This is a genomic window from Caulobacter sp. GW821-FHT10F06 (assembly GCF_058809215.1).
Window position 1 is genome coordinate 140,787 of sequence record NZ_JBXASK010000006.1, and the last position, 25,840, is coordinate 166,626.

The following is a 25,840-nucleotide window of genomic DNA, read 5'->3' on the forward strand; positions in this document are numbered from 1 at the left end:
AGGGATGGAGGGCGGACCATGCAGTATCTGGATGACGACATCGTCGTGCTGAAACGCGCCGACGGAACGACCTGGCAGTACTATTGGGGCGACCGCATCGAGGACCTCGGCGTCGTCGGCGACCGCCGCGAGGTGCGGGTGATCGGCGCCAAGGGGCCGGTCGATCGCGGCTTCATCCGCGCCGACGCCAAGCTGCGCGACACCGGCCTGTTGCGGCTGTCGATGGTCGACGTCCAGCAGGGCGACGGCCTGATCCTGGAGACGCCGGAGGGCAAGGTGATCCTGGTCGACGGCGGCGACAACCAGCTGTTCGCCCGGCACGCGGCGGCGCGGTTCTCGGGCACCAGCGCCCAGGACCCGCTGGTGGTCGACGCGGTGCTGGTCACCCATGGCGACGCCGACCACTTCGAGGGGCTGAGCGAGATCCCGAAATCCGAGACCAACACCGAGCCTCGCAAGCGCCTGTTCATGACCGCGCGGCGGGTGTTCCACAACGGCCTGGCCAAGCGTCCCGGCAAGCGGCCGTCGGGGCAGAAGCGTCCGGACGTCGAGATGTTCGGCGCCACCGCCACCGTGGCGGGCCGGCCCTACTGCACCGGCCTGGTCGACGACCCGCGCCAGCTGCCGACGAGCGAGCTGAACGAGCCCTTCCAGACCTGGGCCGGGACGATCCAGGGCTGGGCGACGCGGCTGGCGGCGACCACGGGCGAGACGCTGGAGGTGCGGCGGCTGGACCAGACGGCGACCGACGCCTTCGACTTTTTGAAGAGCGAGGACATCGGCGTCGAGGTGCTGGGGCCGATCACCGAGACCGTGGCTGGCGGTCCCGCCCTGGCCTTCCTGGCCACGCCCGGCGACGACGCCAACCTGCTGCTGGGCGTCAAGCCCAGCACGTCCAACCGCTCATGGTCGGCCTCGCACACCATCAACGGTCACTCGATCGCCTTCCGCCTGCGCTATGGCCATGTGCGGTTCCTGTTCACGGGCGACCTGAACCAGGAGTCGATGGCGCGGCTGCGGGGCGCCCTGCCGGATGCGGGCCTGCGGGCCGAGATCCTGAAGACCCCGCACCACGGCTCGGCGGATTTCGACTACGCCTTCCTGCAGGAGGTCTCGCCGGTGGTGTCGCTGATCTCCTCGGGCGACGAGAGCAAGGTCAAGGAATACATCCACCCGCGCGCCACCCTGATGGCGGCTCTGGGCAAGGCCTCGCGGCAGATGCCGGCGGTGATCTTCTGCACCGAGCTGGCCGCCTTCTTCTCGATGCGCGGCTATGTCACCGACCCGGTCAAGCACGACCGTTTCTTCGCCTTCGAGCGCACCAATTTTGGCATCGTCCATGTGCGCACCGACGGCGAGCGGGTGCTGGCCTTCACCCACTCGGGCAAGGAAGGCATGAACGAGGCCTACCGCTTCACCGTCTCGCCCAGCGGCGAGGCGACCTTCGCGGCCAAGGTCGTCAAGCGCTCGGCCCCGTCCGCCTGACGACAGACGGGGCCGACGACCGCTATTTCCGCGGCAGGATGGTCAGGCCGTCGGGCAGCTCGTTGGTGTCGCCTTCGCGCACCGGGACGTGGCTGGCCAGGATCTCGCCGGTGCGGGTGACGGCGGCGACGAAGCCGTCGGCGATGCGGCCGCGCTTCATGCCCGTCACCAGGTCGGCGACAACGTCGTCCCACACCGCGTGCGGCGCGGCCTTGTAGATGCCCTCGTCGGCGATGACCTCGACGCGGTGCTCGGCCAGGGCGGCGAAGATCAGCACGCCGGTCCGGTCGCGGGTCAGGTGCAGACCGTGGCTCATGAACTGCTCCATGGCCGCCCGCTTGACCCGGGCCGCCTTCAGCGCGCCGGGCGTGAGGGCGCGGCGCACGGGCGGGATCGACACGAATAGCGCCGCCAGGATGAAGGTCGCCGCCTGCAGGGCGATATAGACCGTCAGGGCCGACAGGATCGCCGCGTCGGTTGCCGTGGCGTGACCGACGGTCCAGCCGCCGAACAGCCTGGTCAGCATGTCGGGGCGCAGGCCCGCGAACAGCGCCGCGCCGGGCAGGATCAGGGCCGCTGCGGCGGCCCACACCAGGGGCGTCTCGCGATAGTCCGACACCTCGGGCGCCAGGACGCAGAAGATTTCGCCGGCGGTGGTCTTCTCGGCCGCGCCGACCGCCGCGGCGATCAGGGCGTGGTCTTCGGGAGTCATTTTCACCATGTCACCAGCTCCCCGAGCTTCCGCCGCCGCCGAACGAGCCGCCGCCTCCGCCGCCCCATCCGCCGCCTCCTCCGCCGCCGCCCCAATCGGAGCCGCCGCCGCCGCGACCGCCGCTGTTGCTCAGCGCGCTGAGGATGATCCACGGCAGGGCCGAGCCCAGGCCGCCGTCATGGCCGCGCCGCCGCCGTCCGGGCAACAGGCGCGTGATCAGGAAGAAGACGAAGAAGAACAGCAGGATCGCCGCAAAGCCGCCGCCGTTGCTGCGATGAACGGCCTTGGGCTTGGCGGCCTGGGCGACGTTGGCCTTGGCCTGGTCGTCGGGCAGCGATAGCTGGGCGAGGATCTCGTCGGCCCCGGCCACGACGCCGCCTTCCATGTCCCCGGCCTTGAACTTGGGGATGATGGCGCTCTGGATGATGACGCTGGACAGGGCGTCGGTCAGCACCGGCTCCAGGCCGTAGCCGACTTCGATCCGCACCTTGCGATCATTGGGCGCGACCAACAGGATCGCGCCGTCATCCTTGTCCTTGGAGCCCAAGGCCCAGGTGCGGCCCAGCTGATAGCCGTAATCCTCGATCTCGTAGCCTTGCAGTGTCGGGACCGTGGCCACCACCAGCTGGCGGCCGGTGGAGTCTTCCAGCGTCTTCAGCTTCTCGGTCAGAGCCTGTTCGGTCTGGGGCGAGAGGATGTTGGCCTCGTCGACCACGCGACCGGAGAGGGCCGGGAACTTCGGGGCGGCGAAGGCGGGCAGGGCCATGACCAGGCACAGCACCGCGAAGAGGGTGCTCAGCCACAGCTTCGTCCTGTCATCCCGGCCAGGCGCGTAGCGCGCCGAGCCGGGACCGCAGGAAGCGCTGGCGCATGCCGTGGTCCCGGGTCTGCGCTGCGCTTCGCCCGGGATGACAAGATTTGTGCGCAAGCTAGTTGGCCGCCGGAGCCGTCGCGGGAGCCGCAGCCGGCGGGGCCGCGTCGAAGCTGACGGTCGGGGCCGACTGCGCCGAGGCCGAGGCCTGGAACAGCTGGGCCGGCTTCTGGCCGCTGTACATCGTCTTGGCCCAGAACACGCTGGGGAAGGTCCGCAGGGTGGTATTGTAGGTCTGGGCGGTGGTGTTGTAGTCGCGGCGCGCGATGGTGATGCGGTTTTCCGTGCCTTCCAGCTGGCTTTGCAGGGCCATGAAGTTCTGGTTCGACTTCAGGTCCGGATATTGCTCCTGGATGACCATCAGCCGGCCGAGAACGCCCGACAGCTTGTCCTGGGCGGCGGCGTACTGCTGGAACTGAGCCGGGTCGGTGATCGTCGAGGCGTCGACCTTCACCTGGGTGGCGCTGGCGCGGGCCTGGGTCACCTCGACCAGCACGCCCTTTTCCTGGGCTGCGTAGCCCTTCACCGTCGCGACGAGGTTAGGCACCAGGTCGGCGCGGCGCTGATACTGGTTCTGCACCTCGGCCCAGGCGGTCTTGGTCGCCTCGTCCTGGGTGGGAATGGTGTTGATGCCGCAGCTCGCGAGAGTCGCGGCGACAGCGGTGATCAGCACGGCGCGCGCGGCGTTTTTAGCGAAACGGTTCATGTAGCCCTCTCCAAACGAGCCCTCTGGCTCGCAGACCCACGTTAGATAGCGTGGCGGAGACCCTAGCGTGAGGCCTGGCCGGATTAAACCTTGGACATCTGCGCCTCGGCCTCGGCGAAAGCCTTGCGGCGCGGGCCGACGAACCCGAACAGCCAGGCGGCCACCTTGCGGATCTGGATCTCCTCGCTGCCCTCGGTGATCCGGTAGCGGCGGTGGTGGCGGTAGATGTGCTCGAACGGCTTGTGGCGCGAATAGCCCAGGCCCCCGTGCACCTGCATGGCCCGGTCGGCGGCCTCGCAGACCAGGCGATTGGCCTGGTAGTTACACATCGAGACCTTGTCGGAGAGGCGCTTCTCCACCTCCGGCTTGGTCATCTGGTCCATCTCCCAGGCAGTCTTGCGGATCAGCAGGCGCAGCATCTCGGCGGTGCTGGCCAGCTCGACCAACGGGAACTGGATGGCCTGGTTCTCGGCCAGGGGCTTGCCGAACGGCTTGCGCACGCGCGCGTACTTCACGCTCTCTTCTATGCAGAACACCGCCGCGCCCAGGCTGGAGGCGGCCTGGCGGATGCGGTTCTCGTGCACGAAGTGTTGGGCCAGGGCCAAACCCTGACCCTCCGGCGCGAACATCGCCGAATCCGGCACCCAGACATTGGTGAAGCTGACCCGGGGGTGGTCGGTCGGCATGTTGAAGGTCCAGAGATACTCCTCGATCTTCACGCCGGGCGCGTGGGCCGGCACCAGGAAGCAGGTTATCCCCTTGGCGTCGCCGTCCTCGCCGCTGGTGCGGGCGAACAGGCAGCAGTGGGTGGCGGCGTGCATGCCGGTGGTCCACATCTTCTCGCCGTTGATCCGCCAGCCGCTCTCGCCCTTGTGGGTCTCGCGCACCGCGCGGGTCTCCATGAAGGTGGCGTCCGAGCCGTGGTCGGGTTCCGTAAGACCAAAGGTCGGGCGGAAGGCGCCCTTGTCGAGCATGTCGGCGATCAGGTGCTGCTGATCCTCGCGGCCGAAGTCGCGGATCATCAGCACGAAGGGATTGTTGCCGACGATCGAGTGCTCGTTCTGCAGGTCGTTGAAGAGGCCCAGGCCCTTGGACGCCAGGTGCTCTCGGATCACCGCCATCCACAGGTTGGAGCCGTCCTGGCCGCCGAACGCCTTGGGTAGGGCGAAGCGGTAGTGGCCGGCCTTGTCGGCCAGCTTGCGGGCCTTGGCCAGCAGCTCCTCCCACTCGTGGCGGGGCAGGCCGCCCATGTCCCAGTCGGTGCGGGCCCATTCGCGGCGGTGGTCGAAGAAACGCTCGTTGTCGTCGCGGGCCTGGAGCGGCGCGATCTCGTCCTCGATGAACTGGTCGAGCACGGCCAGATAGGCGGTGAGTTCCGGCGGTAGGGTGAAGTCCATGGCCTAGCCTCCCTGCGGTTTTGTTTTCTTGCCGCCGACTATGCGCGTCGCTTGGTCGCGGCCAATCGTGCCGCTGGGGAAGATCGTTCTTAACCGGCTTTTGACCAAGCGTGGCCTAGGCTACGGCCCATGATTATGATGGTGGCCGCCGCGATCCTTGGCGCCGCGCTCGGGCTCTTCGTCCGACCGCGGTTGCTGGGCGTGCTGATCGCCGTGCTGCTGATCGGCGCGGTCGAGGGCGGGGCCCTGGGCTTCATCCATGTGCTGCGCGACCAGCCCAACCGCGAACTGCTGATCGCTCGCCTCGAGGGCCTGTTCGGCGAGGACTGGGTCGGCGCCGCCGCGCCGATCGGCGTGACCTTCGTGGCCGCGGTGTTCTCGGCCCTTCTGGGGACCTTCACGGACCCGGCCAAGACGGTCACCGTGCTGACCGGCGACGAGGTGCGGCGCAAGGTCGGCAAGGACGGCCGCTACGCCCGCGTGCAGGGCATGGTCGAAGAGCGCCAGATTCACCAGAAGGCCGAGAGCCGGATCGACTCGATCCTGGGCCTCTAGCGCCTGGGCCTTGGACCCTTCGTCTCACCGAGATCGCCGAAACCTCGCCGTTTCTTAAAAAGACGCAATGCGAATAAATTTCGCTTGCGCAATTTCTGAACGCTGGTATCTAAGCACTGCTTAGTTCGGCTTCGTGGCGTCGGTGGGGATACCGATGCTTGCATCCCCGAGGTCCGCACGACCAGTAACGCTTTTCGCCGATCATCGATCTTTAAACAACTCCCCTGAACGTTGGAGGGCTCTTATGAAGCTCCAAACCCTGGCGGCTGCCGCCGCCCTGTCCGTTTCCATGTTCGCTGGCGCCGCCCTGGCTGATGGCCGCGTCGCCGCCGCTCTGGAATCCCCTGTCGCCGCCAAGACCAAGATCGTCGCCGGCGGCGCCGTGTTCGTCTGCGACGGTGCCGAGTGCGTCTCGCTGTCGGCTCCGTCGCGGGCCATCACCGCTGTGTCGTGCAAGGCGCTCGCCAAGGAAGTCGGCCGCGTCGCCGCTTTCGGCGGTGAGACCAAGTCGCTCGACGCCGACGACCTGGGCCGCTGCAACGCCTCGGCCAAGGGCGGTTCGGCCCTCGCCGCGAAATAAGCCTTTCTAGCTGTATCCAGACGCGTAGGGGCCTTCCGCCCCGTCTGGCTGTTTCCTCGAGCATTCGCCTGATGGGGCGGCGGGCCGGTCCCGCCGCCCTTTTTCTTTGGGCCTTCCGCCGGGTTGGGCCTTTCCTTTGTCCGTCCTTCGACTAACTGGATTTTATGACCGTGACCCTCGCCGCCCAGTTGGAAGCCGCCCTGCGCGAGATCGCGGGGGCCGAAGCCCATCCCTCGTCCCTGACCGTCGACTATGGTCCGGACGGCGAAAACGAAGGCGCGGCGGTGCGCGCCTGGGTCGAACGGTCCACCCGCAGCCTCGTCTTCGCCCAGGCCGAGGCCCGGCGCCGCAACGGAACCCTGGCCGCCGCCGCGTCGGCTGTCTTCCGCCGCGCGGCGCCTTGATCTCGCCCCTTTGGTTGCGACTGCGAAAAGCCCGTGTTATCAGGCGCGCGGCTTCGGACGGGGTGACGCGACAGCGTCAGCCGTCCATGCGCTTTTTCCAAGCGCGCTCAAGCCTTTAAGCCGGGACGAGGGTTAATCTTCTTGTCCGCGGCGATTTGCAACGCACCGGGCGGATACCAAGTGGCGGACGAAACCAAGGCGACGGATGCGGGTCAGCGCTATGCGCAGTCCCTGTTCGAACTGACGATCGAAGGCAACCAACTGACCAAGGTCGAAGCCGACCTGAAGTCGTTGAAGGCGATGTACGCCGACAGCGCAGACCTGCGCCGCCTGATCGCCTCGCCGGCGTTCTCGGCCCAGGACAAGGCCAAGGGCCTGGCCGCCGTCGCCAAGAAGGCCGGCTTCCAGCCGCTGACCGCCAAGTTCATCGGCCTGGTGGCCACGAACGGCCGCGCCGGCGACCTTATCGGCGCGATCTCGGCCTTCTCCGAAATGTCGGCCAAGCACCGTGGCGTGGTTTCCGCCGAGGTGACCTCGGCCACCGCCCTGACCGCGGCCCAGCTGAAGGGCGTGCAGACCGCCCTCGCCGAGGCCCTGGGCAAGACCCCCGAAATCTCGACCCGCGTCGACCCGTCCATCCTGGGCGGCGTCAAGGTGCGCGTCGGTTCCCGCCTGTTCGACGCTTCGCTCCGTTCGAAGCTCGATTCCCTGAAATTCGCCCTGAAGCGCGCCTAAGCGTATAAGCGCGCCCAAACGATAAAAATCGCAGAGAGCCCAAGACAGCCATGGACATCCGCGCCGCCGAGATTTCGGCCATCCTCAAGTCGCAGATCGCCAATTTCGGCGAAGAAGCCGCCGTGTCCGACGTCGGCCAAGTGCTGTCCGTCGGTGACGGCATCGCCCGCATCTACGGTCTGGACAACGTCCAGGCCGGCGAGATGGTCGAGTTCCCGAAGGCCGGTGTGAAGGGCATGGCCCTGAACCTCGAGCGCGACAATGTCGGCGCCGTGATCTTCGGCCAGGACCAGGCCATCAAGGAAGGCGACGAAGTCCGTCGCCTCGGCGAGATCGTCGACGTTCCGGTCGGCCGCGGCCTGCTGGGCCGGGTCGTCAACCCGCTGGGCGAGCCGATCGACGGCAAGGGCCCGATCCAGTACACCGAGCGTCGCCGCGTCGACGTCAAGGCGCCGGGCATCATTCCGCGCAAGTCGGTGCACGAGCCGGTGCAGACCGGCCTGAAGTCGATCGACACCCTGATCCCCGTCGGCCGCGGCCAGCGCGAGCTGATCATCGGTGACCGTCAGACCGGCAAGACCGCCGTCGCCGTCGACACCATCCTGAACCAGAAGGCCGCCAACGCCGGCACCGACGAGAGCGCCAAGCTCTACTGCGTCTATGTCGCCATCGGCCAGAAGCGCTCGACCGTCGCCCAGATCGTCAAGACGCTCGAAGAGCAAGGCGCCCTGGAATACACCATCGTCGTCGTGGCCTCGGCCTCGGAGCCGGCCCCGCTGCAGTACCTGGCTCCGTTCTCGGGCTGCGCCATGGGTGAGTGGTTCCGCGACAACGGCCTGCACGGCCTGATCATCTATGACGATCTGTCCAAGCAAGCCGTCGCCTACCGCCAGATGTCGCTGCTGCTGCGCCGCCCGCCGGGCCGCGAAGCCTATCCGGGCGACGTGTTCTACCTGCACTCGCGCCTGTTGGAACGCGCCGCCAAGCTGAACGAAGACAATGGTTCGGGCTCGCTGACGGCTCTGCCGATCATCGAAACCCAGGCCAACGACGTGTCGGCCTACATCCCGACCAACGTGATCTCGATCACCGACGGCCAGATCTTCCTGGAAACCGACCTGTTCTACCAAGGCATCCGCCCGGCCGTGAACGTCGGCATCTCGGTGTCGCGCGTCGGCTCGTCGGCCCAGATCAAGGCCATGAAGCAAGTCGCCGGCGCGATTAAGGGCGAGCTCGCCCAGTATCGCGAAATGGCCGCCTTCGCGAAGTTCGGCTCGGACCTGGACGCTTCGACCCAGAAGCTGCTGGCCCGCGGCGAGCGTCTGACCGAGCTGCTGAAGCAGCCGCAATACGCGCCGCAATCGGTCGAAGAGCAGGTCTGCGTGATCTACGCCGGCACGCGCGGCTATCTGGACAAGATCCCGACCTCGTCGGTTCGTCGTTTCGAGACCGAGTTCCTGGCCCGTCTGCACAGCCAGCACAAGGATCTGCTGGACGGCATCCGCACCAAGAAGGCCCTCGACAAGGACCTGGAGAACACGCTGAAGAGCGCGCTCGACAGCTTCTCGTCGACCTTCGCCTAAGCCCCCTCGGAACGCTCGGAGAGAGTAGCGCCGAATGGCCAGCTTGAAGGAAATGCGCAATCGGATCTCGAGCGTCAAAGCGACGCAAAAGATCACGAAAGCGATGCAGATGGTGGCGGCGGCGAAGCTGCGCCGGAGCCAGGACGCGGCCGAGGCCGCTCGTCCCTACGCTCGGCGTCTGGCTTCGGTGATAGCCAACCTGGCGGCCGGCGTGTCCGGCGACGGGGCTCCCGCCCTGCTGACCGGCACGGGTCGCGATGATCGTCACCTGATCATCGTCGCGGCCGCCGATCGCGGTCTGGCCGGCGGCTTCACCTCGTCGATCGTGCGGGCGGCTCGCCAGCAGATCGACAGCCTGATCGCCCAGGGCAAGGACGTGAAGATCGTCTGCGTCGGCAAGAAGGTCACCGCCCAGCTGCGTCGTCCGTACGGCGACAAGGTTGTCGAGAACTTCGACCTGTCGGCCTATCGCCAGTTCACCCTGTCGGTCGCCCAGCCGATCGCCGACGTCGTCACGCGCCTCTACGAGGCCGGCGACATCGACGTGGTCACGCTGTTCTACAGCCGCTTCAAGTCGGTGGTCACCCAGACCCCGACGGCGCTGCAGCTGATCCCGGCCGTGGTCGACGGCGCCGCCGCTCCGGCGACGGGCGCTTCGGCGGTCTACGAGTACGAGCCCTCGGAAGAGGCCATCCTCGAGACCTTGCTGCCGCGCAACCTGACGGTCCAGATCCTGTCGGCCCTGCTCGACAACATGGCCGGCTTCTACGCCAGCCAGATGACGGCGATGGACAACGCCACGCGCAACGCCGGCGACATGATCAAGCGCTACACCCTCGAATATAACCGTTCCCGCCAGGCCCAGATCACCAAGGAGCTGATCGAGATCATCTCCGGCGCCGAAGCCGTCTGATCAAAAGCCTAACGTAAAAAACGCACGCACGAGCACGCACGAAAGACCCGCACGCCATGGCCAAGACCCCCGCTAAGGCTCCCGCCGCCGCCGCTGAAAAGCCGGCTGTCGTGAAGAAGCCCGCCGCCCCGAAGGCGGCCGCCGCCGCTCCCGCCGCCGCCGCCAAGGCTCCGGCCGCCAAGAAGCCCGCCGCCCCCAAGGCCGCGGCTCCGAAGGCGACCCAGGCCGCCCCGGCCACCATCGGCGCCGCCACCGGCAAGCTGGTGCAGGTCATCGGCGCCGTTGTCGACGTCGAGTTCGAAGGCGCTCTGCCGGCGATCCTGAACGCCCTGGAGACGGTCAACGTCGCCACCGGCCAGCGCCTGGTGTTCGAAGTCGCCCAGCACCTGGGCCAGAACACCGTCCGCGCCATCGCCATGGACGCCACCGAAGGCCTCGTTCGCGGCCAGGCCGTGCGCGACACCGGCGAGTCGATCCGCGTTCCGGTCGGTCCGGGCACGCTGGGCCGCATCATGAACGTCATCGGCGAGCCGATCGACGAGCAGGGCCCGATCAAGTCGGACATCTTCCGCACCATCCACCGCGACGCCCCGACCTTCGCCGAGCAGACCAACACCGCTGAAGTGCTGGTCACGGGCATCAAGGTCATCGACCTGATGTGCCCCTACACCAAGGGCGGCAAGATCGGCCTATTCGGCGGCGCCGGCGTCGGCAAGACCGTGACGATGCAGGAACTGATCAACAACATCGCCAAGGCTTACGGCGGTTACTCGGTTCTGGCCGGCGTGGGCGAACGCACCCGCGAAGGCAACGACCTCTATCACGAGATGATCGAGTCGAACGTCAACACCGACCCGAAGGCCAACAACGGCTCGACGGAAGGCTCGCGTTGCGCCCTGGTCTACGGCCAGATGAACGAACCCCCGGGCGCCCGCGCCCGCGTCGCGCTCACCGGCCTGTCGATCGCGGAATACTTCCGTGACGAAGAAGGCAAGGACGTGCTGCTGTTCGTCGACAACATCTTCCGCTTCACCCAAGCCGGCGCCGAAGTGTCGGCTCTGCTGGGCCGCATCCCCTCGGCCGTGGGCTATCAGCCCACCCTGGCCACCGAGATGGGCAACCTGCAGGAGCGCATCACCTCGACGAACAAGGGTTCGATCACCTCGGTGCAGGCCATCTACGTGCCCGCCGACGACCTGACCGACCCGGCGCCCGCCGCCTCGTTCGCCCACTTGGACGCCACCACCGTTCTGTCGCGCGACATCGCCGCCCAGGCCATCTTCCCCGCCGTCGATCCGCTGGACTCGACCTCGCGGATCATGGACCCGCTGGTCATCGGCGAAGAGCACTACAACGTGGCCCGCTCGGTCCAGGAAGTCCTGCAGCAGTACAAGGCGCTGAAGGACATCATCGCCATCCTGGGCATGGACGAACTGTCGGAAGAGGACAAGCTGACGGTCGCTCGCGCCCGTAAGATCCAGCGCTTCCTGAGCCAGCCGTTCCACGTGGCCGAGCAGTTCACCAACACGCCGGGCGCCTTCGTCCAGCTGAAGGACACCATCCGCTCGTTCAAGGGCATCGTCGAAGGTGAATACGATCACCTGCCGGAAGCCGCCTTCTACATGGTCGGCCCGATCGAGGAAGCTGTGGCCAAGGCTGAAAAGCTGGCGGCGGAAGCCTGATGACCGACGAACACGATCTGGTCGGCTTCTGCTGCGAAGAGCTGGAGGACGCGGTCTCTTCGGACCCGGCCGACGCGCTCGTCGAGCATGACAGCGGCCTGATCCTGCTCAATCTCGGAGAGCGGGAAGAAAACGGAGAGACCGGCGTCGTGCTGGCCACCATCCGTTTCTGCCCGTTCTGCGGGACGGAAATCCAGACCGACGAAGACGTCGAGGCCGCGCTCGGCGCGGTGGAGATCGTGGAATAATGGCTAAGCTGCACTTCTCTCTCGTCGCCCCGGAACGCGAACTGTTCAGCGGCGACGTCGACCTGGTCCAGGCTCCGGGCTCCGAAGGCGACTTCGGCGTCCTGGCCGGCCACGCTCCGTTCATGACGACGCTGCGCGAAGGCCGCGTCACCGTGAAGGACGGCGCGACCACCAAGCTGTTCGACATCCAGGGCGGCTTCGCCGACGTAGGCCCCGACGGCCTGACGATCCTGGCCGAGCACGCTGTCGAAGCGGCCTGATTCGCCTTTCGATGACGATGAATTGCGCCTCCGTCCTGCCCAGGGCGGAGGCGTTTTCGCGTCTGGCGCGAACCCCCGCGACGTATCGACGCGGAAAATTACACTTGTGGCCCAATCTCCGTCGCAATCTGTCGCCATAAGGGTTGCGAGGGAACGTCTGTCGGTTTTAATGCCGACCTCTTGTCAGTTGGGGATATCTCGACCATGCGCCTTGCGCTCGCCAGCCTGATCGCCGTCGGCGCGGTCTCGACCGCCTTCGCTCAGGAAACCGCTCCGGCTCCGGCTCCCGCCGCCGCTCCGGCCCAGACGGCTCCCGCGCCCGGCGATCCGGCCGCGCCCGCTCCGGCTCCGGCCGTCGACGCTCCGGCCGCCGGCACGGCGCCGGCCTATGTCGAGCCGGTCCGTCCGCCCCCAACCACCGATCCGGTGTCGCTGCAGCTGCTGGGCGTTCTGGACAAGGTCTGCAAGCCGGCCGTGGTCGGCGGCGACTTCCAGGCCCTGGTCAAGGCGGCCGGCCTGAAGAAGAAGAAGGAACAGTGGGTCCTGGACCTGGGCAAGCCGTACTCGATCGCCCTGGACAACCCCGGTTCGAACAAGAACGTCTGCACGATCACCATCCAGTACGCGCAAGGCGACGTGCAGGCCCAGGCCCTGGCCACCGCTCTGCATGACTGGGCGACCTGGGAAAACAGCCCGCAGCTGCGCCTGATCCGCAACGACCAGACCGTCGGCAGCGACTTCCGCCGCTTCACCGTCTCGTGGGATGACGCCTGGGCCAACGGCCACGCCGGCCTCGTCTACATGCGCCTGAAGAAGCTGGACGAGACCTCGGTCGGCAAGAACTACGAGCAGGCCCAGATCCTGTACAGCACCACCAGCCGCTAAGGCCGAGATGCTTGCCTCCCTCGGAGGCGAGACTTATTTACGGAAGGCGCGGGGACGACCCTGCGCCTTTTGTCTTTTCCGGGGACGACCCCACGTTTTGGGGCGCGTCATGGCCTGGATCATTCTCTTCATCGCCGGTCTGTTCGAGATCGGCTGGGCCGTGGGCCTGAAGTTCACCGAGGGCTTCACTAGGCCCGTTCCGACCGTCCTGACCGCGATCAGCCTGGTGCTGTCCATGGGCCTGCTGGGCTGGGCGGTGAAGACCCTGCCGCTGGGCACCGCCTATGCGGTGTGGACCGGCGTCGGCGCGGTCGGCACGGCGATCGTCGGCATCGTGGTGTTCAAGGAGCCGGTGACGGCGGCGCGGCTGACCTGCCTGAGCCTGATCGTGGCCGGGATCCTGGGCCTGAAGGTGTTTACGCCGGCGCAATAACAAATGTCATCCCGGACGCGCCGAAGGCGTGATCCGGGACCGCAACAGGCTCAGAGCTTCCGGCGGTCCCGGCTCGGCGCGCTTCGCGCTTGGCCGGGATGACAGCTTAATGGCCTCACGCCGCGACGCGCCCCTCGGCGCCGATGAAAGCCAGACACGTCTCGGCCACGGCTTCCCAACCCGGCTCGCCCGGCAGCCAGTGGCTCATCTCCGGGAAAACTTCTATCGTCCCGCCCAGGCGCGCGGCCGTCTGGCGGACGGTGGCCGGCGGATGGACCACGTCCTTGCCGCCGGCGATGGCCAGGGTCGGCACGCCCGAGGGCGCGGCGCTGGTGGTCATGAACGGGTCGAGCCACCAGTTGAGGGTCTCCCACAGGGCCCGGCCGCTTTCGGCCGTCATGCGGGCGTAGAGGGCCTTGCGTTCGGGGCGTTCCAACCGGTCAAGGCTGTAGCGTCTCACGACGCCATAGTCCGGTTCGACGGCTTGCAGCCAGTAGGGGCCGAGGGCGTAGAGGCTGACGGCCGAGACCGCCTCCTCCAGGCTGGCGCCGGACACGCCCCAGGGCGGCGAGGGAGCCAGCAGGATCAGGCGCGAGGCCTTGGCGCGAGCCGCCGCCATCTGGGCGACCAGGCCGCCCATCGAGTGGCCGATCAGGATCGGCGGCTCTTCGCACGACGCGCACAGGGCGGCGATCTGCTTGGCGTAGTCGGTCATCGACCGGCCGGCCACGGCGGACTTGCCGTCATGGCCCAGCAGGTCGGGCGTCAGCACCGTGTAGCCCGCCGCCTCGAAGGGCTGGCGGAAGACGTCGAACGTCCAGCCGCCGCAGAACGCGCCGTGGACCATGATGACCGTAGCAGGCATGGACGCCTTTCGAACGCCGTCGGCGGATCGGCCGACGGCGTGAGCCTACACGCTCTACTTGGACTTCGGCGAAGATTTGGCGGGAGACTTTGTCGCAGCCGGCTTGGCCGCGGCGGGAGCCTTGGCCGCCTTCGGCGCCGGAGCGGCCTTGGCGGTCGCCGGTTTGGCGGCGGCGGGTTTCGCGGCGGCCTTGGCCGGAGCCTTGGGCTTGGCTTCCGCCTTGGCGGGCGTGGGGGTCGCAGCCTTGGCGGCCGGCGCGGCTTTCGGCGCGGCCTTGGCGGTCTTGGTCACGGCTGGCGCGGCCTCGGCGACGGCGGCCGGCTTTGCGGCGGCCTTCGGTTTGGCGGCGGGTTTCGGCGCGGCGGCCTTGGCGGGAGCCGCAGCAGCTTTCGGCGCGGGCTTGGCCGCCGCCTTCGGAGCCGCCGGTTTGGTGGCCGCCTTGGGCGCAGGTTTGGCCGCTTCGGCCTTCGGCGCGGCCGGCTTAGCGGGAGCCTTGGCGGCGGCGGGCTTCGCGGCCGGCTTCGGGGCGGCCGGCTTAGCGGCCGGGGCCTTGGCCGTCTTCGGGGCTGGCGCGGGCTTGGCGACGGCGGGTTTTGCGGCGGCCGGTTTTGCGGCGGCCTTGGGCTTGGCGGCGGGCGCGGCCTTGGCTTCGGGCGCGGGCGTCGGGGCCACGGCTGCGGGGGCCGGCGTCGGAGCCGGTTCGGGAGCCTTCACGGGCGCGGGCTCGGCGGCCTTCGGCGGCTCGGGAGCCTTGGCCGGTTCGGCCGCGGGGGAGGGAGCGGTTTCCGGCGTCAGGTTCTTGCCGCGCAGCCAGGCGATCAGGTCGTCGAGGATCTTCATCGTGTTGGGCTCATCTATCAAATAGTGGGCGTTGGCGGGGTATTCCTTCAGGTCGGCGGTCGCGTACTTGCGGCCGATCAGCCTGACGTCGGAAAGGGGCGTGGTGCGGTCCAGGGCGCCGGCCAGCACCAGGATCGGCGTGGTCACCTTGGCGGCGTCGACATAGGCGGTCCGGTTCGGATCCTTGTCCGGCCAGGCCAGATCGGCCAGCACCTGGCCGCTGTCATGAACCATGGTGGCGTAGAGCGCGTCGTGGCGCGCGGCCGGCACGGCGTTGACGACGCCGAACTTGAACCCCGTCTTCCACATCTTGCCCGCCTTGGTCTCGGGCTTGGACGACAGGGCGAGGTTCAGGAAGGTGAAGACCGGCGAGAGCTTGGGCTTGCCCCGCGCGTCGGCCGGCGAGGCCGGGGCGAACAACACCAGGCCCGCCGCGTGGCCGGCCTCGGCGATCTTCTGGGCGATCAGGCCGCCCATCGAGTGGCCGATGACGAGGGGCTTCTTGCCGGTGTCCTTGGCCAGGGTCTGGGCCAGGGCGCTCATCTCGGCGACATAGTCGGCCAGGGTCAGTCCGGCCAGGCCGGCCTTGGGGCCGTCGACCGTCCGCACCGCCGCGCGAATCGTCGGGGCTTCGACGCGATAACCCTCGGCCCGCAGGCGTTCGGCGACGGGACCCCAGACGTCGCCCGCGCATCCGTAGCCGTGAATCAGCAGAACCGTATCCGCCATCCCGTACTCCCAAGCGCGTCGAACCGCGATCAGGCGCCTCGGGCGAACCCCTGGAACGCTGAAACCACGGCTTCGTAGACGCCTCGCTTGAAGGGTACGATCAGTTCGGGTGTTTCGTCGAGCTTTCCCCACGTCCAGGCGTCGAACTCGACGTCGCCGTGGGCCTCGAGGTCGATTTCCGTCTCTTCACCGACGAAACGGAAGGCGAACCAGACCTGCTTCTGGCCCAGCCAGCCGCGGGCTCGCTTGGTCCCCAGCAGTTCGGGCGGGAAGTCGTAGGCGATCCAGCCCTCGGTGCGGCCCAGAAATTCGATCGAGGTGACCCCGGTTTCCTCGGCCAGCTCGCGCACGGCCGCGTCCAGCAGGTCCTCGCCGTCGTCGACGCCGCCTTGCGGGAACTGCCAGTTGTAGGGCGGAGGCTGCTGATTGCGCCGGCCCAACCACACGCGGCCGTCCTGGTGGAACAGCACCACGCCGACATTAGGCCGGTGCTTGGGCAGATCGTCCGTGACGGCGCTCATCGACGGGCCAGGGCCGAGGCCGGGGCCAGCTGGACGCCGCGGCCCGACAGGCCGTTGGCCCAGGCGCGGACCTGATTGATGGTCACCGGGTAGGCGAAGCCCGAGCCCAGCGACTGGCCGCGCGCGTTGGCGCCGGTCTCCAGCGCGCGCAGCTGGGCGTCGATGGCCGAGGCCGACAGCTCGTCGTCGATCACCCGGTCGGCCGAGGCGCGCGGGATCGGGCCGCCCTTGCGAGCCGCCAGGCCGTCGTCGACGAAGGCCAGGCCGCGCGCCTTCAGGGCGGTGTTGAAGGTCGCCATGGCCGCGTCGGACTCGACGAACTTGGCGCCTAGATAGTTGGAAAGGCCGAAATAGCCGGTGGCGCGCGACATCAGCCATTCCAGCTTGCGCACGGTGTCCTCGGGACGATTGGCGGCGATCAGGGTGTAGGGGCCCGGATCGTTGGCCGGATAGTCCGTCGGTTCCATCGGGGTTTCCAGCAGCACCTCGTGGCCGTTGGCGCGGGCCAGGTCGATCCAACCCTGCAGGCCCTCGGCATAGGGCGCGAACGACAGGGTGATCTCGGGTGGCAGGGTTTCGATGGCGGCGCGGGTGGTCTGCGGGTTCAGGCCCAGGCCGCCGATGACCACCGACACCTTGGGTCGGCCCGAGGGCGTGAAGGGGCGGGCATAGGCCTCGGCCGCCGTGCGGCCGTTGGCGCCGATGATCGGCAGCGGCGCGCCGCCGGGACCGGGACCGGTGAGGCCGGCGATGGGGGACTGGGGCAGGGCGCCGCCGGGCGGATGGGCGGCCGCCAGGTCGTTCTCGCCCGCGACCGAGATCGAGGCCTCGCCGCCGGTCTCGGCTTCGGGGACGATCGGCTTGGCGCTGAGGTCGAGGGCTCCGGGCAGGAAGGCGGCCTCGTGCTCGCCTTCGTTGGCCAGGGCTTCCTTCCAGCCGTCGGGGGCGTTCTTGGTGGCGCCGATCTTGGTCAGCTCGACCCGGATGATCGGCGCGCCGGCCTTGGGGTCGCCGGTTACCAGCACCAGGCCCGCCAAGGTGGTCAGGAACAGGAAGCCCGCGCCGCTGGCGGCGATATAGGGGTTCGAAACCGCCGCCATCAGCTTGGCGCGCAGGTCGCCGCCCGCGTCGGAAACCGGCGCGGAAGCGGCATAGGCGGGCTTGCGTGAGAACATGGCGGCCATCGTGGGAGACCCTAGCCGGCAAGCTTCAAATTTATGGTTAACAAGTCCTGCGACGAATTGGCCCCCGACCTCGCGGACGGGGGCCGTCGGAGAGGCTTATTTCTTCTCGATGACCGGCTTGCCCATGGCGGCGGCCTTGGCCGTCACGTCGGCGATCTTGGCGGCCGGCTTGGGCAGTTTCGGCGTGGCGGCGACCGAACCGGCCTGCAGCACGGCTAGGGCCCGCTGCAGCTGGAAGTCGCCCTTCTTGTCGTCGAAGGCCGTGGGCGGGGCTTCGGCCGGGGTGTGGGCCCCGATGCGGCTCTTGCCCTCGTCGGCGTTCAGCGCGTTCTTGAAGCTGGCTTCGCTGAACCAGACGCGGTTGGCGATGTCCTGGGCCTGCTCGCGGGTCTGGGCGACCTCGAGGTCCGGGGCGATGCCGGTCTTCTGAATCGAGCGGCCCGAAGGCGTGAAGTACTTGGCCGTGGTCAGCTTCAGGGCGCCGTCGGCCCCGCCGCGCAGCGGGATCACGGTCTGGACCGAGCCCTTGCCGAAGCTGGTCAGGCCGACCAGTTCGGCGCGGTGGCGATCCTGCAGGGCTCCGGCGACAATTTCGGCGGCCGAGGCCGAGCCCTGGTTGATCAGCACCACCACGGGCAGGCCATTCAGCAGGTCGCCCGGACGGGCGTTGTAGCGCTGGATGTTGCGCGGATCGCGGCCGCGCTGGCTGACCACCTCGCCGCCGTCCAGGAACACGTCGGCCACGCCGACGGCCTGATCCAGCAGGCCGCCCGGATTGTTGCGCAGATCGAAGACCAGGCCCTTCATCTTCGGGTTCTTGGCCTTCAGCTCGTTGATCGACGAGACCAGCGCGTCGGTGGCCTTCTCGTTGAAGCCGGGCAGGCGGACATAGCCGTAGTCGCCTTCCATGCGGGCGATGGCGGCCTTGGGCTTGATGACCTCGCGCACCAGCTTGACGTCGAACGGGTCGGTCTTCTCGCGGGCGATGGTCAGGGTGACCGGCTCGCCGGCGACGCCGCGCATCTGCTTGACGGCTTCGTTGACGGTGAGGCCCAGAACGCTCTGGCCGTTGACGGCGGTGATATAGTCGCCAGCCTGGATGCCGGCCCGGGCGGCGGGCGTGCCGTCCATCGGCGAGATGACCTTGACCACGCCTTCTTCGCTGGTGACCTCGATGCCGAGGCCGCCGTATTCGCCGCGCGTGGTGTCCTGCATGTCTTCGAAGCTGTCGGGTGACAGATAGCCCGAATGCGGGTCGAGGCTGGTCAGCATGCCGTCGAGGGCCGCCTCGATCAGCTTCTTGTCGTCGACCTCGGAAACGTACTGGTCCTCGACGGTGCCGAGCACGTCGCCGAACAGCTCCAGCAACTTGTAGGTCTTGGTCTTGGGCGGGATGTTCGCCTGAGCGATCGGGCTGAGATAGGCCATGGTCCCCGCACCGAGGACGAAGGCCGAAACACCGATGAGCAGATACTTGCGCATTAGGCCCAGAAGGCTCCCAAGCGACGCCGTGGCGCCGCGTTTGTTATGACTGCAGGCGACGATGATCGTCGCTTACGTTCGATTTACGGCCATCATTGCTGAAAAAGCCGTCTACGGCGACCCCTGCTTCAACCAACGTTCCGGATCGACCGGAACGCCCTCCTCTCGGACTTCCAGATAGAGTTCGGGATCCGAAGATACACGATCCGCCATCTTTCCGATCGGGGCGCCGGCCGCGACCGATTGTCCGGGCGCCACCGAAACCTGGTCCAGGCCGGCGAGCACCAGATGATAGGCGCCCTGGGCTCGCAAGATAAGAACCACGCCCCAACCATTCAGCGCGCCGGCATATTCAACGGTTCCCGCCGAGGGACTGGTCACGGCGTGTCCCTTTTCCACGCGGATGGCTACGCCGGACGAGCGGCCGCCGGCCGGCAGGGTGTCATTGAAGCGGCGGATCACCGGTCCGGGGGCGGGCAGGGACAGGCTGAGCGGGCCGGTCGGGGCGCGGGTCCCCAGGCCGTCGGTCAAGGCGCCCAGGGTGCGCAGCTCGTTCTCCTCGATCAGGGCCTGCTGGGCGTAGGCGCGCTCCAGCTGGGTCTTCTCGATGATCTTGCGCTCGATCTCGCCCTTGCGGTCAGCCACGACGCTTTCGGCGGTGAAGAGTTCGGCGGCGGCGGCGGCGGCCTCGCGGCGCAGGGCCCCCACGGCCGAGGCCTGGCGGGCATAGGCGTCGGCGCGTTTTTGCAGGTCCGGGGTCATGGCGCGGATCAGGATGGCGGCCCGCACGGCGTCGCGGGCGTCGTCGGGGCTCACCAGCAGGGCGGGCGGCGGATTGCGGCGGAAGAGCTGCAGCGCCGACAGCAGCCGCGCCATCCGGTAGCGGTCGCGACCCAGGTCGGCCAGGATCTTGGCCTCGCGGGCGTTCAGGGTTTCCAGCCGGGCGCGCTTGAGATCGACGTCGTCGCCGGCCGCGACCCGGGCGTGGTCCAGACGGGAGAGTTCGCTCCGCAGGTCCTCGATCTCGCGGCGAGTGTCGATGGCCGACTGGCGGTCGCGTTCGCGCTGGTCCTGGCGCGCCAGGCCGACGCCCGCCGCCGACAGGGCGATGACGAGGGCGATGACTGACAGGACAGCAGGCGAGGGACGGCGAAGCATCTCCCGATCTCTTGCCCTAATCGCGATGATAGGGCGAGCCCGCCAGGATGGTGACGGCGCGATAGATCTGCTCGGCCAGCATCGCCCGGGCCAAGGCGTGGGGCCAGGTCTGGGGCCCGAAGGCCATGGTCTCGTTGGCCGTGGCCAGGATCAAGGGATCAAGCCCGTCGGCCCCGCCGATCAGGAACACGACCTTGCGGGTCCCATCGTCGCGCAGCCGGCCGACATGCTCGGCGAAGGCGCGGCTGGGCCGGACCTTGCCGTGCTCGTCGCAGGCGATGACGTGGGCGCCCTCCAGGTGCGGACGCAGGACCTCGGCCTCGGCGGCCTTGCCGGGCTTGCGGGCCTCGACCTCGACGATCTCGACCGGCCCGACGGCCAGGGCGCGGCCGGAGGCGGTGGCGCGCGACACGTAGTCCAGCGCCAGCTGCGCCTCGACCATGCGGCCGAGCTTCCCGACGGTGAGGATGGTGATCTTCATGGCGTCAGTGCGTTGGAACCTCTTCCTTCGACAAGCTCAGGATGAGGTTCCAAGTCCAGGATCGCGCAATGGACCTCACCCTGAACTTGTCGAAGGGCGAGGTCGCTCGACGCCTCAGTTCGAGGCGATGCGGTGCGGGGCGTCGACGGCCCAGATCTTCTCGATGTTGTAGAAGCTGCGCACTTCCGGACGGAACAGGTGCACGACCACGTCGCCGGCGTCGATCAGGACCCAGTCGCAGTGCGGCAGGCCTTCGACCCGCGCCTTGCCGAATCCGTTTTCCTTCAGGGCGCGGATGATGTGGTCCGCCAGGGCTCCGACGTGACGGTGCGAACGGCCGGACGCCACGATGAGGCTGTCGGCCACCGAGCTCTTGTCCGTCAGGTCGATGTGAACGATGTCCTGCGCCTTGTCGTCGTCCAGGCGGGACAGGATCAGGGTCTCGAGAGCCTTGATGCTTTGGTCCAGACTCAGGTCTGGATTCTGGGTCGAGGACTCGGCGGTCGCCGTGTCTTCGTGCGCACTTTGCGCGGGGTCGCTACGCAGCGGAATGCTCCTTATGGGGTCGCGCGGGTTCTCCTCATAGCATGGATGAGTCGAAAACGTGAGGGGTTGCGTGAAAGCAGCCGTTTTGACGCGGATCAGGGCGTCTTGTTGAGGCGTTCGCGCAACGCCGTCGACGAGGCGAAGTTGAGCGGGCCGGTCAGATAGACCCAGGCCGGGGCGGTCGCGTCGGGCAGGGTGGCGGCGGCGCTGGCGGGCTTGCGGGCCCAGGCGAACCGGCGCGCGGCGGGCGAGGTGCGCGACTTCAGGGCCGCCCACGGACGCGAGATCACCGCCACCGGAACCTCGCGCATGATCTGGGTCCAGCCCCGCCAGCGGTGGAAGGTGGCCAGGCTGTCGGCGCCCATCACCCAGACGAACTTCACGCCCGGAAAGCGGGCCCGCAGCACGCGCAGGGTGTCGATGGTGTATTGCGAGCCCAGCCGCGTCTCGGCGTCCGAGACGATCATGGCGCTGCCCCGGGCCCGCTGGCGGGCGGCGGCCATGCGTTCGGCCAGGGGTTTGGTCTCGGCCGAAGACTTCAGCGGATTCTGCGGCGAGACCAGCCAGATCACGCGGTCGAGGTTCAGGCGTCGAAGGGCCGTCTCGGCGACGTGGGCGTGACCCTCGTGCGCCGGGTTGAAGCTGCCGCCGAAAAGGCCGACGCGCATGCCCGGCTCCAGATGGAATCCGAGACGCTGCGCGCTTGGCCGACCGGCCTCAGGGACGAGTCTGGCCGGTCCCGCGAACCACATATTTGAACGTCGTCAGTTGCTCGGCCCCGACCGGGCCGCGGGCGTGAAGTTTGTCGGTGGCGATGCCGATCTCGGCCCCGAAGCCGAATTCGCCGCCGTCGGCGAACTGGGTGGAGGCGTTGACCAGCACGATGGCGCTGTCGACCTGGGCGATGAAGGCGTCGGCCGCCGCGGCGTCCTCGGTGACGATCGCGTCGGTGTGGCCCGAGCCGTAGCGGGCGATGTGGGCGGCCGCGCCGGCTACGCCGTCGACCACGGCGATCGACAGGATCGGCGCCAGATATTCGGTGGTCCAGTCGGCGTCGGTCGCGGCCTTCATGCCCGGCTCGATGGCGCGGGCGGCGGCGTCGCCGCGCAGCTCGCAGCCGGACTTGATCAGCAGATCGGCGATCGGCGGCAGCAGCCTGTCGGCCGCCGCGCGATCGACCAGCAGGGTCTCGGCCGAACCGCAGACCGACACCCGCCGCATCTTGGCGTTCAGGGCGATCTCGGCGGCCTTCTTGGGATCTGCGGCGGCGTGGACGAAGACGTGGTTGAGGCCTTCCAGATGGCCCAGCACCGGGGCGCGGGCTTCGGCCTGGACGCGGGCGACCAGGCTCTTGCCGCCGCGCGGGATGATCAGGTCGACGGTCTTGTTCAGGCCCGACAGGATGTAGCCGACCGCGTCGCGGTCCGCCGTCCGCACCGCCTGCACCGCGCTGGCGGGCAGGTTGGCCGCCTTGAGACCTCTGACGATGGCGGCGTGGATGGCCAGGCTCGAGGCCAGGCATTCCGAACCGCCGCGCAGGATCACCGCATTGCCCGAGCGCACGCAAAGGGCCGCGGCGTCGGCGGTGACGTTGGGCCGGCTCTCATAGATCATGGCGATCACGCCGATCGGGGTGCGCACCCGGGCGATGTCCAGGCCGTTGGGCCGGGTCCAGCGCGAGGTGGCCACGCCCAGCGGATCGGCGATGGCGGCCACGGTCTCGACGCCCTGGGCCATGGCTTCCAGGCGGCCGGCGTCCAGCAGCAGCCGGTCCAGCATCGGGCCCGACAGGCCATTGGCCTTGGCGCGGTCGATGTCCTTGACGTTGGCGGCGAGGATCGGGGCGGCGTCCTCGCGGATCGCCTTGGCCATGGCCTGGAGGGCGGCGGTGCGCTGCTCGGGCGTGGCCAGACGCAGCGCGCGCGCGCCGTCACGCGCGGCCTCGCCCATCGTCGCCATCGTCGCCTGCAAGCTGACGCCCGCGTCGTCCATCGCCCTACGCTCCCAAGGATATGCTCAGGTTGAGCCTTACCTAGGCTCTTTGGGGGCGAGGTGAAACCGTCTTTCGTCTGAAAGCGGACCGAGTTTCGCTGGGCGCGCGGCATGGCTTTTCGGCTTCACGCGGTCGACCCGCTGAAGTTGGGGAGGCGGCGGAGCGTCCAGGCCAGGCCCGGATGAGTGTGTAGGGAGTACCGTTTCGGCCGTGGCCGGAGCGCTCCGCGCGGTCGTTATCCCTCTGGCCGGGGCGCGCGGGTCTTGTTCAACCCTTTGCCCCACCCGGATTTGTCCTCCTCGCGACGGACCCAGCCCTGGGGCTGCAAGCCACGCCGATTCCGGAAGGACCCGGAGCGAACCTTCGGACGGGCGGGGGTTTGGCCTTCCCCCGATGGACAGGTTTACGTCCCCTGCCCTCTGAACCCGTACAACCGCCCCCGTCGCGCGTTTCGGTCGCCAGCTTCGCGCCCTCCCCTGCGACGGGGCGAGGAGAAGTCTACGGACGTTTTTGGGGGTGATGCGTCGATTTTCGATCGTGACGCTGGGTGGGGCCGTTAGGGCGTTGAAGTTGTTGGAAGCGGTGGGCGGGTTTGCCCGCGCGATCACGGGGATTAGCAGCCTTCTCCCTTCCCCCCCTTGATGGGGGAAGGGTCGGGGATGGGGGTGGCAGAGGTTCAGGATAGGGCTCGGCCTGCGTGAAATCGTCCGGCGGCGTCACCCCCATCCCTGCCCTTCCCCCATCAAAGGGGGAAGGATCGCACCGACCTCGGGGGCGTCGCGACTCTTGGGAAGGCCGCTGGCGGGCTCGGCCAATCGGAAAACTTACCCAAGGTGGCAATGGCGTAATAGCGTGCCGGTAGGCGCCGACTACACCCGAGCGCGACAATGCCAAGTCAGCTGAGGTGGTGGAATGTCGATTGAACTTCTTGAGAAAGAGATCCGCCGGTTCTTGGCAAGCTCTGATGCGGAGGTGCTATGCATTTCCGGGAAATGGGGCGTTGGAAAGACCTTCGCGTGGAATAATTACCTCAAGGAGGCGGATCAGGCAGGCGCGATTGGCCTGAAGCGCTATTCTTACGTCAGTCTGTTCGGTCGCAATTCGCTCGACGATGTTCGTAGCGCTGTGTTCGAAAATACGATTCCGTTAACGGGCACCCCGACCAAACCCAATCTCGCCGCCCTCGTAAAATCGGCCGAAACCGGAGGGCGAAGACTCACCGCCTATGCCCGCCTGGCACCCAAGGTGAAAGACTATGTGGCGCTCAGCGAACGGGTGTTGTTCGCGACCTTGGGATCCCAACTCATTTGTATTGATGATCTGGAACGATCTGGAACGGGTCTGTCCGTGCACGACGTGCTGGGCCTCGTTTCCGAACTCAAGGAGCAGAAGGCTTGCAAGGTCATCGTATTGCTGAACGCGGAAAAGCTTCCGGGCAAGGGCAAGGAAGTCTTCGAAGCCCAGCTCGAGAAGGTTTCGGATATCTCGCTGACCTTCGATCCCTCGCCATCTGAAGCAGCCGAGATCGGCATCAGTCAAAACATTCCCCTCCGCGACCGTTTGGTGCGGCATTGCGTAACGCTGTCGATCGTCAACATCCGCGTCATCAAGAAGATAGAGCGCCACGCCAAAAGACTCGGCGAGATACTTCTCGGCTATGATGAGAGGATCCTTGAGCAAGCGGTATCGTCGATGGCGCTTTACACCTTCTCCAAGTTCCAGCCCGATAGCGCGCCGTCGCTCGAATTTTTGGCAAAATTCAGCCGCTTTACTGGCCCTGCTGGGCATGCTCCCGAGGAATACGAAAAGTGGCGCGATGTATTGGTCGAATATGAATATTCATCGACGGATGAGTTTGACTTGAAAGTCATGGCCGGCGTCGAGCGTGGCTTCTTCGATGAGGCCCTGCTGAAGGCGGCGGCCGACGACCTGGCGTCCAATTTGAAGTTCAATGATCAGGGGGCTTCCGTCCAAGAGGCCTGGGCCAAATATCACGCCTCGTTCGACGACGACGCCGATGAGGTGCTCGACGGCTTGGACACGGCGTTTCGAGCCAACGCTAACGCGATCACGCCGCTTAATGCGAGTGGCGCGGTCCGGCTGTTTAAGGAGTTGGGGCGCGAAGAGCAGGCCAAGGCCTTGGCGCAGCACTATGTCGATAACCGCGACGAGCCGGCAGAGTTTTGGAACCTTGAGGACTACGCGTTCAAAGGCGATGTCACCGACCCGGACTTGATCGCAGCGTTTGCTGAGAAACACGCGTCGTTCGCGCCACCGGCACGGGACGCGGGCGACATCTTGATCCGGATTAGCCGCGAAAGCGGTTGGAACCCCACCGACGTGCAATTCCTCGCCAATATGAGCGCTGAAGACTTCGTGGCGCTTTTCAAGAGATTGAAAGGTGAAGACCTTCGAAGAGCCGTCCGTGAAGCTCTTCGATTCGCTAATCGGGGGGGTGTGGGAAGCCCGGAAGTCATAATCGCAACGCGGGCGAAGGAGGCGCTGAATCTGATCGCAGCGGAATCGCCGATAAATGCGAGGCGGGTTGCGCAACGCTTGGCGGAAGCCAATGGCGGCTAGGCAACAACGGGT

Annotated in this window: 27 protein-coding genes; 13 read left to right on the forward strand and 14 right to left on the reverse strand. The window is 67.5% G+C overall.

Annotated elements, in window-relative coordinates:
* The first annotated feature begins 18 nt into the window (after nt 1–18).
* A complete protein-coding gene (locus tag AC1RUS_RS14720; protein WP_492917331.1) occupies nt 19–1,485 on the forward strand; it encodes a ComEC/Rec2 family competence protein in 1,467 nt (488 codons plus the stop codon).
* 22 nt (nt 1,486–1,507) lie between these two features.
* Here AC1RUS_RS14720 and AC1RUS_RS14725 read toward each other — a convergent pair whose 3' ends face one another.
* The 4 genes from AC1RUS_RS14725 to AC1RUS_RS14740 form a co-directional block, all read right to left on the reverse strand.
* Complete coding sequence (locus AC1RUS_RS14725) at nt 1,508–2,206, reverse strand: TPM domain-containing protein (protein ID WP_492917332.1); 699 nt, start codon at nt 2,204–2,206, stop codon at nt 1,508–1,510.
* A gap of 1 nt (nt 2,207) precedes the next feature.
* Complete coding sequence (locus tag AC1RUS_RS14730; RefSeq protein WP_492917574.1) at nt 2,208–2,963, reverse strand: TPM domain-containing protein; 756 nt, start codon at nt 2,961–2,963, stop codon at nt 2,208–2,210.
* Between the two features lie 163 nt (nt 2,964–3,126).
* The gene (locus tag AC1RUS_RS14735) at nt 3,127–3,774 is read right to left on the reverse strand and encodes a LemA family protein (protein WP_492917333.1); all 648 of its coding nucleotides are present in this window, start codon (nt 3,772–3,774) and stop codon (nt 3,127–3,129) included.
* Nucleotides 3,775–3,857: 83 nt separating this feature from the next.
* A complete protein-coding gene (locus AC1RUS_RS14740) occupies nt 3,858–5,171 on the reverse strand; it encodes an acyl-CoA dehydrogenase family protein (protein ID WP_492917334.1) in 1,314 nt (437 codons plus the stop codon).
* Nucleotides 5,172–5,300: 129 nt separating this feature from the next.
* Here AC1RUS_RS14740 and AC1RUS_RS14745 point away from each other — a divergent pair, with 129 nt between their 5' ends.
* The 11 genes from AC1RUS_RS14745 (at nt 5,301) to sugE (ending at nt 13,449) form a co-directional block, all read left to right on the forward strand.
* A complete protein-coding gene (locus AC1RUS_RS14745) occupies nt 5,301–5,726 on the forward strand; it encodes a hypothetical protein (RefSeq protein ID WP_492917335.1) in 426 nt (141 codons plus the stop codon).
* Nucleotides 5,727–5,970: 244 nt separating this feature from the next.
* Nucleotides 5,971–6,306 (forward strand): DUF8200 family protein, encoded by a 336-nt coding sequence (locus AC1RUS_RS14750; protein WP_492917336.1) that lies wholly within the window; start codon nt 5,971–5,973, stop codon nt 6,304–6,306.
* A gap of 164 nt (nt 6,307–6,470) precedes the next feature.
* Nucleotides 6,471–6,710: an acyl-CoA thioesterase domain-containing protein gene (locus AC1RUS_RS14755; protein WP_492917337.1), complete on the forward strand. Its 240-nt coding sequence runs from the start codon at nt 6,471–6,473 to the stop codon at nt 6,708–6,710.
* Between the two features lie 180 nt (nt 6,711–6,890).
* Complete coding sequence (locus tag AC1RUS_RS14760; RefSeq protein WP_492917338.1) at nt 6,891–7,445, forward strand: F0F1 ATP synthase subunit delta; 555 nt, start codon at nt 6,891–6,893, stop codon at nt 7,443–7,445.
* Between the two features lie 50 nt (nt 7,446–7,495).
* The gene (atpA, locus tag AC1RUS_RS14765; RefSeq protein ID WP_492917339.1) at nt 7,496–9,028 is read left to right on the forward strand and encodes a F0F1 ATP synthase subunit alpha; all 1,533 of its coding nucleotides are present in this window, start codon (nt 7,496–7,498) and stop codon (nt 9,026–9,028) included.
* Nucleotides 9,029–9,062: 34 nt separating this feature from the next.
* The gene (locus AC1RUS_RS14770; RefSeq protein WP_492917340.1) at nt 9,063–9,941 is read left to right on the forward strand and encodes a F0F1 ATP synthase subunit gamma; all 879 of its coding nucleotides are present in this window, start codon (nt 9,063–9,065) and stop codon (nt 9,939–9,941) included.
* A 56-nt stretch (nt 9,942–9,997) separates the two neighbouring features.
* On the forward strand, nt 9,998–11,623 hold the full coding sequence (gene atpD / locus AC1RUS_RS14775) for a F0F1 ATP synthase subunit beta (RefSeq protein ID WP_492917341.1): 1,626 nt from the start codon (nt 9,998–10,000) through the stop codon (nt 11,621–11,623).
* Nucleotides 11,623–11,871: a hypothetical protein gene (locus AC1RUS_RS14780; RefSeq protein WP_492917342.1), complete on the forward strand. Its 249-nt coding sequence runs from the start codon at nt 11,623–11,625 to the stop codon at nt 11,869–11,871. The genes atpD and AC1RUS_RS14780 overlap by 1 nt, the downstream gene beginning before the upstream one ends.
* Entirely contained in the window at nt 11,871–12,131 is a 261-nt protein-coding gene (locus tag AC1RUS_RS14785; RefSeq protein WP_035047026.1) for an ATP synthase F1 subunit epsilon, read from the forward strand. The genes AC1RUS_RS14780 and AC1RUS_RS14785 overlap by 1 nt, the downstream gene beginning before the upstream one ends.
* A 204-nt stretch (nt 12,132–12,335) precedes the next feature.
* On the forward strand, nt 12,336–13,016 hold the full coding sequence (locus AC1RUS_RS14790) for a hypothetical protein (RefSeq protein WP_492917343.1): 681 nt from the start codon (nt 12,336–12,338) through the stop codon (nt 13,014–13,016).
* 109 nt (nt 13,017–13,125) lie between these two features.
* Complete coding sequence (gene sugE / locus AC1RUS_RS14795) at nt 13,126–13,449, forward strand: quaternary ammonium compound efflux SMR transporter SugE (protein ID WP_492917344.1); 324 nt, start codon at nt 13,126–13,128, stop codon at nt 13,447–13,449.
* A gap of 115 nt (nt 13,450–13,564) precedes the next feature.
* Here sugE and AC1RUS_RS14800 read toward each other — a convergent pair whose 3' ends face one another.
* From AC1RUS_RS14800 to AC1RUS_RS14845, 10 genes are all read right to left on the reverse strand, one after another.
* Nucleotides 13,565–14,314: an alpha/beta fold hydrolase gene (locus tag AC1RUS_RS14800; protein ID WP_492917345.1), complete on the reverse strand. Its 750-nt coding sequence runs from the start codon at nt 14,312–14,314 to the stop codon at nt 13,565–13,567.
* A 54-nt stretch (nt 14,315–14,368) separates the two neighbouring features.
* Nucleotides 14,369–15,883: an alpha/beta hydrolase gene (locus AC1RUS_RS14805; RefSeq protein WP_492917346.1), complete on the reverse strand. Its 1,515-nt coding sequence runs from the start codon at nt 15,881–15,883 to the stop codon at nt 14,369–14,371.
* A 29-nt stretch (nt 15,884–15,912) separates the two neighbouring features.
* On the reverse strand, nt 15,913–16,404 hold the full coding sequence (locus tag AC1RUS_RS14810; protein ID WP_492917347.1) for an RNA pyrophosphohydrolase: 492 nt from the start codon (nt 16,402–16,404) through the stop codon (nt 15,913–15,915).
* Nucleotides 16,401–17,588 (reverse strand): divergent polysaccharide deacetylase family protein, encoded by a 1,188-nt coding sequence (locus tag AC1RUS_RS14815; RefSeq protein WP_492917348.1) that lies wholly within the window; start codon nt 17,586–17,588, stop codon nt 16,401–16,403. The genes AC1RUS_RS14810 and AC1RUS_RS14815 overlap by 4 nt, the downstream gene beginning before the upstream one ends.
* 96 nt (nt 17,589–17,684) lie before the next feature.
* Nucleotides 17,685–19,070, reverse strand: coding sequence for a S41 family peptidase (locus AC1RUS_RS14820; RefSeq protein ID WP_492917349.1), 1,386 nt, complete (start codon nt 19,068–19,070; stop codon nt 17,685–17,687).
* Between the two features lie 111 nt (nt 19,071–19,181).
* Entirely contained in the window at nt 19,182–20,228 is a 1,047-nt protein-coding gene (locus tag AC1RUS_RS14825) for a murein hydrolase activator EnvC family protein (RefSeq protein WP_492917350.1), read from the reverse strand.
* 16 nt (nt 20,229–20,244) lie between these two features.
* A complete protein-coding gene (gene rlmH, locus AC1RUS_RS14830) occupies nt 20,245–20,709 on the reverse strand; it encodes a 23S rRNA (pseudouridine(1915)-N(3))-methyltransferase RlmH (protein WP_492917351.1) in 465 nt (154 codons plus the stop codon).
* 114 nt (nt 20,710–20,823) lie between these two features.
* Complete coding sequence (gene rsfS / locus AC1RUS_RS14835) at nt 20,824–21,255, reverse strand: ribosome silencing factor (RefSeq protein ID WP_492917575.1); 432 nt, start codon at nt 21,253–21,255, stop codon at nt 20,824–20,826.
* Between the two features lie 95 nt (nt 21,256–21,350).
* The gene (locus AC1RUS_RS14840; RefSeq protein ID WP_492917352.1) at nt 21,351–22,007 is read right to left on the reverse strand and encodes a nicotinate-nucleotide adenylyltransferase; all 657 of its coding nucleotides are present in this window, start codon (nt 22,005–22,007) and stop codon (nt 21,351–21,353) included.
* Nucleotides 21,973–23,247, reverse strand: a complete 1,275-nt coding sequence (locus AC1RUS_RS14845) for a glutamate-5-semialdehyde dehydrogenase (protein ID WP_492917353.1) — start codon at nt 23,245–23,247, stop codon at nt 21,973–21,975. The genes AC1RUS_RS14840 and AC1RUS_RS14845 overlap by 35 nt, the downstream gene beginning before the upstream one ends.
* Before the next feature lie 913 nt (nt 23,248–24,160).
* Here AC1RUS_RS14845 and AC1RUS_RS14850 point away from each other — a divergent pair.
* A complete protein-coding gene (locus tag AC1RUS_RS14850; RefSeq protein WP_492917354.1) occupies nt 24,161–25,828 on the forward strand; it encodes a hypothetical protein in 1,668 nt (555 codons plus the stop codon).
* The last annotated feature ends 12 nt before the right edge of the window (nt 25,829–25,840 follow it).

Excerpts from the sequence above, each read along its gene's own strand:
- AC1RUS_RS14720 (WP_492917331.1), top strand. The coding sequence starts at position 19 with ATGCAGTATCTGGATGACGACATCGTCGTGCTGAAACGCGCCGACGGA.
- AC1RUS_RS14725 (WP_492917332.1), bottom strand. The coding sequence starts at position 2,206 with ATGGTGAAAATGACTCCCGAAGACCACGCCCTGATCGCCGCGGCGGTC.
- AC1RUS_RS14730 (WP_492917574.1), bottom strand. The coding sequence starts at position 2,963 with ATGGCCCTGCCCGCCTTCGCCGCCCCGAAGTTCCCGGCCCTCTCCGGT.
- AC1RUS_RS14735 (WP_492917333.1), bottom strand. The coding sequence starts at position 3,774 with ATGAACCGTTTCGCTAAAAACGCCGCGCGCGCCGTGCTGATCACCGCT.
- AC1RUS_RS14740 (WP_492917334.1), bottom strand. The coding sequence starts at position 5,171 with ATGGACTTCACCCTACCGCCGGAACTCACCGCCTATCTGGCCGTGCTC.
- AC1RUS_RS14745 (WP_492917335.1), top strand. The coding sequence starts at position 5,301 with ATGATTATGATGGTGGCCGCCGCGATCCTTGGCGCCGCGCTCGGGCTC.
- AC1RUS_RS14750 (WP_492917336.1), top strand. The coding sequence starts at position 5,971 with ATGAAGCTCCAAACCCTGGCGGCTGCCGCCGCCCTGTCCGTTTCCATG.
- AC1RUS_RS14755 (WP_492917337.1), top strand. The coding sequence starts at position 6,471 with ATGACCGTGACCCTCGCCGCCCAGTTGGAAGCCGCCCTGCGCGAGATC.
- atpA (WP_492917339.1), top strand. The coding sequence starts at position 7,496 with ATGGACATCCGCGCCGCCGAGATTTCGGCCATCCTCAAGTCGCAGATC.
- AC1RUS_RS14770 (WP_492917340.1), top strand. The coding sequence starts at position 9,063 with ATGGCCAGCTTGAAGGAAATGCGCAATCGGATCTCGAGCGTCAAAGCG.
- atpD (WP_492917341.1), top strand. The coding sequence starts at position 9,998 with ATGGCCAAGACCCCCGCTAAGGCTCCCGCCGCCGCCGCTGAAAAGCCG.
- AC1RUS_RS14780 (WP_492917342.1), top strand. The coding sequence starts at position 11,623 with ATGACCGACGAACACGATCTGGTCGGCTTCTGCTGCGAAGAGCTGGAG.
- AC1RUS_RS14785 (WP_035047026.1), top strand. The coding sequence starts at position 11,871 with ATGGCTAAGCTGCACTTCTCTCTCGTCGCCCCGGAACGCGAACTGTTC.
- AC1RUS_RS14790 (WP_492917343.1), top strand. The coding sequence starts at position 12,336 with ATGCGCCTTGCGCTCGCCAGCCTGATCGCCGTCGGCGCGGTCTCGACC.
- sugE (WP_492917344.1), top strand. The coding sequence starts at position 13,126 with ATGGCCTGGATCATTCTCTTCATCGCCGGTCTGTTCGAGATCGGCTGG.
- AC1RUS_RS14800 (WP_492917345.1), bottom strand. The coding sequence starts at position 14,314 with ATGCCTGCTACGGTCATCATGGTCCACGGCGCGTTCTGCGGCGGCTGG.
- AC1RUS_RS14805 (WP_492917346.1), bottom strand. The coding sequence starts at position 15,883 with ATGGCGGATACGGTTCTGCTGATTCACGGCTACGGATGCGCGGGCGAC.
- AC1RUS_RS14810 (WP_492917347.1), bottom strand. The coding sequence starts at position 16,404 with ATGAGCGCCGTCACGGACGATCTGCCCAAGCACCGGCCTAATGTCGGC.
- AC1RUS_RS14815 (WP_492917348.1), bottom strand. The coding sequence starts at position 17,588 with ATGGCCGCCATGTTCTCACGCAAGCCCGCCTATGCCGCTTCCGCGCCG.
- AC1RUS_RS14820 (WP_492917349.1), bottom strand. The coding sequence starts at position 19,070 with ATGCGCAAGTATCTGCTCATCGGTGTTTCGGCCTTCGTCCTCGGTGCG.
- AC1RUS_RS14825 (WP_492917350.1), bottom strand. The coding sequence starts at position 20,228 with ATGCTTCGCCGTCCCTCGCCTGCTGTCCTGTCAGTCATCGCCCTCGTC.
- rlmH (WP_492917351.1), bottom strand. The coding sequence starts at position 20,709 with ATGAAGATCACCATCCTCACCGTCGGGAAGCTCGGCCGCATGGTCGAG.
- AC1RUS_RS14840 (WP_492917352.1), bottom strand. The coding sequence starts at position 22,007 with ATGTGGTTCGCGGGACCGGCCAGACTCGTCCCTGAGGCCGGTCGGCCA.
- AC1RUS_RS14845 (WP_492917353.1), bottom strand. The coding sequence starts at position 23,247 with ATGGACGACGCGGGCGTCAGCTTGCAGGCGACGATGGCGACGATGGGC.
- AC1RUS_RS14850 (WP_492917354.1), top strand. The coding sequence starts at position 24,161 with ATGTCGATTGAACTTCTTGAGAAAGAGATCCGCCGGTTCTTGGCAAGC.